The organism is Oleiphilus sp. HI0132, assembly GCF_001635845.1.
Window position 1 is genome coordinate 1 of the sequence record NZ_LWGJ01000851.1, and the last position, 7,301, is coordinate 7,301.

The following is a 7,301-nucleotide window of genomic DNA, read 5'->3' on the forward strand; positions in this document are numbered from 1 at the left end:
TTCAATTACCCCAGCCGGTGGTAATTACCAATTTGATAGGTAATTCTTGGTAATTTATGTACTCTTATTAAAACACGCTTTGGCGAAGCGCTGTTTATAACGCACTTTTGTATTAAAAGTGCACCTCCTCAGCAAAAAAAGAGAATCCCTTTTAGTGCATACTTGAGAACACACCATACGTTGTAAAACATGCACATTCAAAATCAAAATACTCGAATATTGGTAATCCAGATAATATCAAAAACTGCTTTAACTGAAAAAAGCACCCTCATAAGTTAGTTTGCCCAATTTATAGATATAGTTGTAATTTTAGCTTTTTAGTTGCAAAAGTTTAGTTCTTTAGTTGCTCACCCACAAGTACCAGTCAATTACGCTTCACCAGAATATATAAGTGCGCATAATATATATTATGTTAAATAGATCGTGGTTATGTATATGGTGATTCGCTTCGTTATCATGTGTTCTACTCTGCTAATAAAACGCACTACCATCGGCACAATAATGTAGCAACACTTCTTATATGTGTGACCTATTCAGTTCCTTTGCATTATTGACTGTTATTTCCGTGACATAGTTGTTAACAAAAGCGGAACAAAGTGTGTAATGAGTTATTGGTGGGCATCTGCGACGATGAATGCTGGGAATAATGCCTCTACGGCAATCAGTCGAGGTATGTTGGTTTCACTGAAATAGTGAAGTTGATAAAACGAGCTATACTATTTAGCTGCTCCACCTTGTTTTGTTTTATCAAATTTTCTTTTTGTTAAGAACTTCTCTTCTGTCTGGAGATGCTGCATGTGTAAAAAACTATTGGGTTTTATGAAAGGCAGAGGATTCACGCTTGTCCTAAGCTTTTTCCTAGCATTTTTTTCACTTGTGGTGCATGCAGCAAGCCTTAGTGGCGTAGTGAAAGATCATCAGGGAAACTTAATTGATGGTGCGAGCGTAACTCTCTTTGAAGTATTGCAAGATGATACTTTTCTTCAAATTGGAGACACCCAAAAAGTTAGTTCAGATGGCGCCTATGAATGGGATGTTTCGCCTAGTAGTTATGTGCTTCGAGCCTCTTTTATAGCATCGGATGTTTCGCTTTCTGGTGCGCCAAATAGTGTAGCTATCTCATCCGAAGATTTTGAAGTTTATGTAGATACAATACGTGATTTACAGTTCGATTTTCTTGTCCTGTCTGGCAAGGTACTTGATACTAATAAAGCCCCTATCCCCAATGTATCAATCGAAACCAGCACGGTCTGGCACGGTCCTGAGCAAGGCCCCCTACTTCAGTTATCGACACGTAGTTTGGATCATGCCAGTGGTAGTGCTAGTACAGATGCTGAAGGCAACTATGTTATGTTGCTGTTCCCTAGTGATACCTGTATTGAATCCGGTTTTTACCCAGACAGCACTGACTGCTTGTATGACCTTACCTATACTCCAACAATCGAAAGTGGCTTTGCGACCTTTGTAAGATCTGATCTTGCCCTTAACAACGCGCTTAGTCTCGACCAGGAGCTAGTTCTACTTGATAGCATAATACCGAAAACTATTGCCGGGCCTTATGTTAAAAATATTAGCAACCAATCTGTGGTAATAGAATGGCAGACCGATGAACCGGCTAGAAGTACAGTTCAAGTGGTTGGTGGAGCGGTTTTTAAAAATAACCGTTTTCTAACAGAACATAGCGTTGTTATTAATAACCTGGATTCAAACACCGATTATGACGTAAATATTTCGACACGAGACGCACAAAACAATAGTTCTGAAACGCAAGTTCTAAGCTTTACCACTCAAAGTATTAGTGCTGACTCATTAGCGCCACAGTTTGTCCAACCTTTAGCAGCGACGTCTATCGGAGAAACCCAGTTTACGGTGGCTTTTTGTGCTAATGAGCCAGTGCAAGGAAAGTTTATCGTTGACGGAGCTGAGTATTTACTTAATGACTTCTCTCGCTGCCATAACTTGACTGTAGGTGATCTAAACTCGAATCAGACCTATGCGGTGTCAGTAGAAGTTACTGATATTAGCGGTAATGGCCCAACTCAGAGCCATATTAGTAGAGTTAAAACGCTAGCAGCGGCAGACTTGAACCCTCCTCTAATCGTCGCCGGGCCAACGGTTACTGATATTTCAGATACAGTAGCTGTAGTGAAATGGACGACAAACGAAGCGGCTAGCAGTGCAGTTTCATTTAACGATGGTATTAGTTACCGGGTTCAGAATAACACTGAGCTTGTAAGCGATCATTCAGTTCAGATTACAGGGCTAAGTGCTAATACGCTATATAATTTAACCGTTGCCTCAAATGATGCCGCTGGCAATAGAGCAACACAAACTCGGGAGATCCAGTTCCAGACAGCTTCTACTTCCGATACTGAACCGCCATTAATTATTGGGCGTGCTTTAGTTGAAGATGTATCAAACACTAACGCGATGATTAGCTGGCGTACCGATGAATCATCATCTTCTGTTGTGTCCATTGGCACAGAGCCTGATAACCTAAGCCGTGTCGAATCATCTCCCGGCTTTTCTGCAAAGCACCAATTGAGCGTCACTAATCTCTTACCTGCGAGTACTTATTACTTCTCAGTCGAATCAAGCGACCTAAGCGGAAATCAAGTTCATAGCAACGTTTCTTCTTTTACGACCCAATCGCAAAGTGTCTCTAATGGTTTTGAAATTATTTCACAGCCTGTTATTGAGCGTTTGACGGGTAACAGCATCACTTTAAGTTGGAAAACGAATCGATACTCAGATAGCCGTCTAATTTGCGAATCGGTGAACGGGATTAGCGAGGTAAATAAAACAGAATTAAGCAAAAACCATCTTCTTACTCTAATTGGATTAGAGTTTAATACTGCATATCGCTGTGTGGTTTATTCGACGGACATAGAAGGTTTTATTGCTAGCAAAGTGATTGGTGCTTTAAGTACAGAATTTGTAGATTCAACCCCGCCAAACTGTATAACACCACCTACAGCCCAAGCATTTGTTAATTTTGCCGAAGTCACTTGGGAAAGCAGTGAGCTAGCAGTAATAAGCCTTAACTACAGGGAAAAAGGAGCAAGTACTTGGAGTCAGCAGGCGAATTCAGAATTAAGAGAGACGGGACTAGAATTACTGAACGGGCTATTACCTGACACCAATTATGAGTATCAAATAAGTTTGACTGATGCTGTAGGTAATAGTGCTGATTGCGCTATAGCGGAGTTTAACTCTGGAACTGAAGCTAGTGCACCTGAGCTCCCTGCCCCCTTATTTACAATTCAGCCTTTCGTTAGTGATGTTAGCGCGTCTAGCGCAATCGTCAACTGGTCAACAGAAAAGGCATCAACAGGTCAAGTTCGTTATGGCCTCACGTCTGACGAAATGAACCAGCTTGAATCCGATTTCAACTTTACCGCCGCTCACGCTATCGCGCTTAATAACTTGCAAGCAGAAACAACTTACTTTCTTCAGGTAGATGCTTTCAATTCTGAAGGTGAGCAAAGTATTAGTGAGACGATAAGTTTTACAACGGAGTCAAACCCAACAACCGAGCTAATACCGCCGAAAATTATTTCGGGTCCATTCGTAAAAAACATAAGTGACGTATCTGCAGTCGTAGAGTGGGTGACGGATAAGGAATCCGATAGCACGGTCGTAATTAGCGGAGGTGATACATTTTCCCGCCAAGATCTAACGACTAATCATTCTGTAGTATTAAGCGGCTTATCAGCTGATACTGCCTACGAGACGCTTGTATTTTCAATTGATGATAATGGCTTAAGTTCTGAGCAAGTGCCAGCTAACTTTAGAACATCCCCCTTACCCGATTCCGATTTACCATTTTTTGTCACCGGACCAACTATTAGCTCAATAGACTATGACAAATTTACCGTATCATTTTGCGCTGATGAGCCGGTAACAGCTCTTGTTACTGTCGTCACCGTCGGCACGGAAGACAGCAGCGATTTTCCCCTTGATAGTGCCGCTACTTGTCACCAACTTGTTGTACCTAGCCTTACACCGCGTACGCAGTATTCAGTTGTTGTTGCTATCTCCGATATTGCTGGAAATGGGCCTGTATTAAGCTCACCACAAACGGTAACCACACTATTTGAACTTGATATTTCTGCACCTGAAATAACTGGACCCATCGTAAGTGACATAAGCCAAACGACCGCAATCGTTCGCTGGACGACTAACGAAGCAGCAGATAGTGGTGTTTCCTATACGGACGGGAATAGCACTAATACGCTTCAAAGCGAGTCCTTGGTTCGTTCGCATGAAATGTATTTAAGTGGTCTAGATGCTAATACTACTTATGTCTTAAGGGCGTCTTCCACTGATGCAGCCGGGAACGGGCCGAGCATTTCCGCGCCTGTTGAATTTACTACTTTAGCTTTGCCTGACACGACAGCACCTCAAATTATCGCAGGGCCTATTGTTGAAAATATTACAGTTAGCAGCGCAGACATACTTTGGTCAACTACCGAGTCTTCATCTCGTACGGTTCGTCTGGGGCTAAGCGAAGAGTCCCTAGATCAGACTTTTACTCTAAATGGATTTTCTACTGAACACAGCGTTCCTGTTTTCAACCTTGCTGCCGACACCCGATATTACTTTAGGGTCGAGTCTTCAGATCTTTCTGATAATACCGTTACCAGTAATGTGCTTTCATTTAAAACCTTATTACCCGGTGTTGCGCCCGTTACACTAGAAATTGTAGCAGAGCCAGTCATAGAAAATGCCAGTACTGATTCGCTGACTGTTAGCTGGAAAACAAATCTTGATGCTGATAGCCGGTTAGTCTGTGAGGCTGAGCAAGCTGTTAGCGAGTTTGAGCAAGCAACAACATTCTCCAGCTCTTCGCAAATTGCACCCTACTTTGCTGCTGCGCCAACCCGGTCAATTGAAGAACAATACATCGTTTTACTAAAAGAGCCCGAAAACGCAACGCAGAGCTCAAGCAGAAATCGCAGCATATACTCCCCTTCACCGATCAGCCCGCAGTTTTTCGGGCTCTCTAAAAACCAATCTCCTGAGCAGCGTAAGGCATCAGTTCAGGCATTGGCTACTGATATATCTAACAAAGTCAAAGCGAAGGCGGTGCGCCAATACTCCAGTTCAGTTCCTGGTTTTGTGCTAAAAATGAAAGCTGAAGAATTACAGAATCTTCGCAACGACCCTCGCGTACTTTTGATAGAGCAAGATCAGGTAATGAGTGCTAGCGTAACGCAAAACAGTGCGACATGGGGCCTTGACCGAATCGATCAAACTGCTTTGCCGCTTGATACCACCTATAGCTATGAGCTAGATGGTAGTGGTGTAAATGCCTATATCATCGACACGGGTATACTTACTTCGCATAGTGATTATGCAGGTCGAGCTACAAGTGGTTGGGATTTCATTGATAATGACGCAGACGCTTCTGACTGTAATGGCCATGGTACTCACGTTGCTGGAACCGTTGGTGGCAACACTTGGGGTGTTGCAAAAAATGTAAATATGACAGCGATTAGAGTACTTGATTGTAATGGTTCAGGAACAGCTTCGGGCGTAATTGCAGGTATTGATTGGGTAGCAGCAAATGCTAAATTTCCTGCTGTAGCAAACATGAGTCTTGGTGGCGGAAATTCAGCGGCACTAGATGCTGCAGTAAACCGGGCGATTGATGCTGGAATTACTTTTGCTGTAGCGGCGGGTAATTCAAATATAAATGCTTGTTCCGGGTCGCCAAATAAAGTACCTGCTGCGATCACAGTTGCGTCGTCAACTCGATATGATAGCCGCTCAAGCTTCTCAAATTGGGGAGCATGTATTGATATATTCGCGCCAGGCTCAGATATTACGTCGACTTGGAGCAATGGCGGTACCAATACTATTAGTGGTACCTCAATGGCAACACCACATGTTGCCGGAGCGATAGCACTCTATTTGCAGGCTCACCCAGATGCTTCGCCGGCTGAAGTAGCTTCGAGTATGACTGGATATGCTTCAACAGGTTTGATCAGTCGCTTAAATGGTTCACCAAACCTTCTACTTAATATAGCTTTCGATGGTGAGACTGAGCTGCCAAGCCCTCCTCCAACGCCACCGCTTGAAAAAGTCACTTATGAAATAAGCGATCCGCAGAGAGTCAAGCACCATTTGTTAACCTTAACGGGCTTAGCTGCTAATACGACTTATTCTTGTAATGTTTATTCTTCGGATATCACAGGCGATACAGTTAGTGCGCCGCTAAGAGGCTCAACGGCAGCTGTACCAGATACAGAAGCCCCAGAATGTGTCGGTGAACCCTCCGCAACGGGCTATGTCGATTCGGCACAACTTACTTGGTCTTCAAGTGAGCTGACTACCGCATTGCTTAATTACCGCCCCGTTGGCGCGGCTGACTGGTTAGAAAGTGGCACAATCAATTTATCTACACAAGATTCTCTGCTACTTACAGGCTTGACTCCCGAAACGGAGTACGAACAACAAATCACTTTAACTGATGTGGCGGGTAATAGTGCTCAATGCCCGTTAGGATATTTTGAAACTATCGCACCAGGAACGATTCCAGACGCGGTATTTAGCTTGCAGCCCGTTGTAAGTAATATCAGCGAGCATAGTGCTACGGTCAGCTGGAGTACCGTCCAACCATCTACTGGCAATGTCCGCTATGGTGAGGCCGACAGTGATTTAACTAAACTTCGTTCAGATAATCGTAGCCTCAGCAATCACAGCCTGGAGCTTTTGAATCTCGAAGCTAATACCATGCATTACTTGCAGGTTGATGCATTTAATATCCTTGGTGAGAAAACTAGTAGTGAGATTGTTAGCTTTACAACGCTTCATTTCGATAATGACTTTGATAATGACGGTGTAAGTAATGATGTGGATAACTGCCTGTTTACGCCAAACCCAGACCAAATCGACAGTGATAATGACGGTGCCGGGGATGCTTGTGACCCGCCTGTATTGGTCGACAATGACTTCGACAACGATGGAATACTGAATGATGTTGATAATTGCCCGACCACGCCGAACGCTGATCAAGCTGATAGCGACAACGATGGTTTGGGTGACGCCTGCGATGCGCCGAATAATAATGACAATGACTTCGATAATGATGGCGTACTTGACGATAACGATAACTGTCCTTTGGTTCCAAATGCTGATCAAGCTGATAGCGACAATAACGGTATTGGCGATGCTTGTGACGCCCCCTTAGTATCTGACGATGATTATGATAACGACGGCATACTGAATGATGTTGATAATTGTCCGTTAATTCCAAACACTAACCAGCTTGATAGTGATAATGATGGCATTGGTGA

Annotated in this window: 1 protein-coding gene; it reads left to right on the plus strand. The window is 43.4% G+C overall.

The features are described from left to right. Positions 1-795 precede the first annotated feature (795 nt). Positions 796-7,301 (plus strand): S8 family serine peptidase (locus A3766_RS09635; RefSeq protein WP_068642141.1); only part of this gene is annotated, 6,506 nt, incomplete at its 3' end.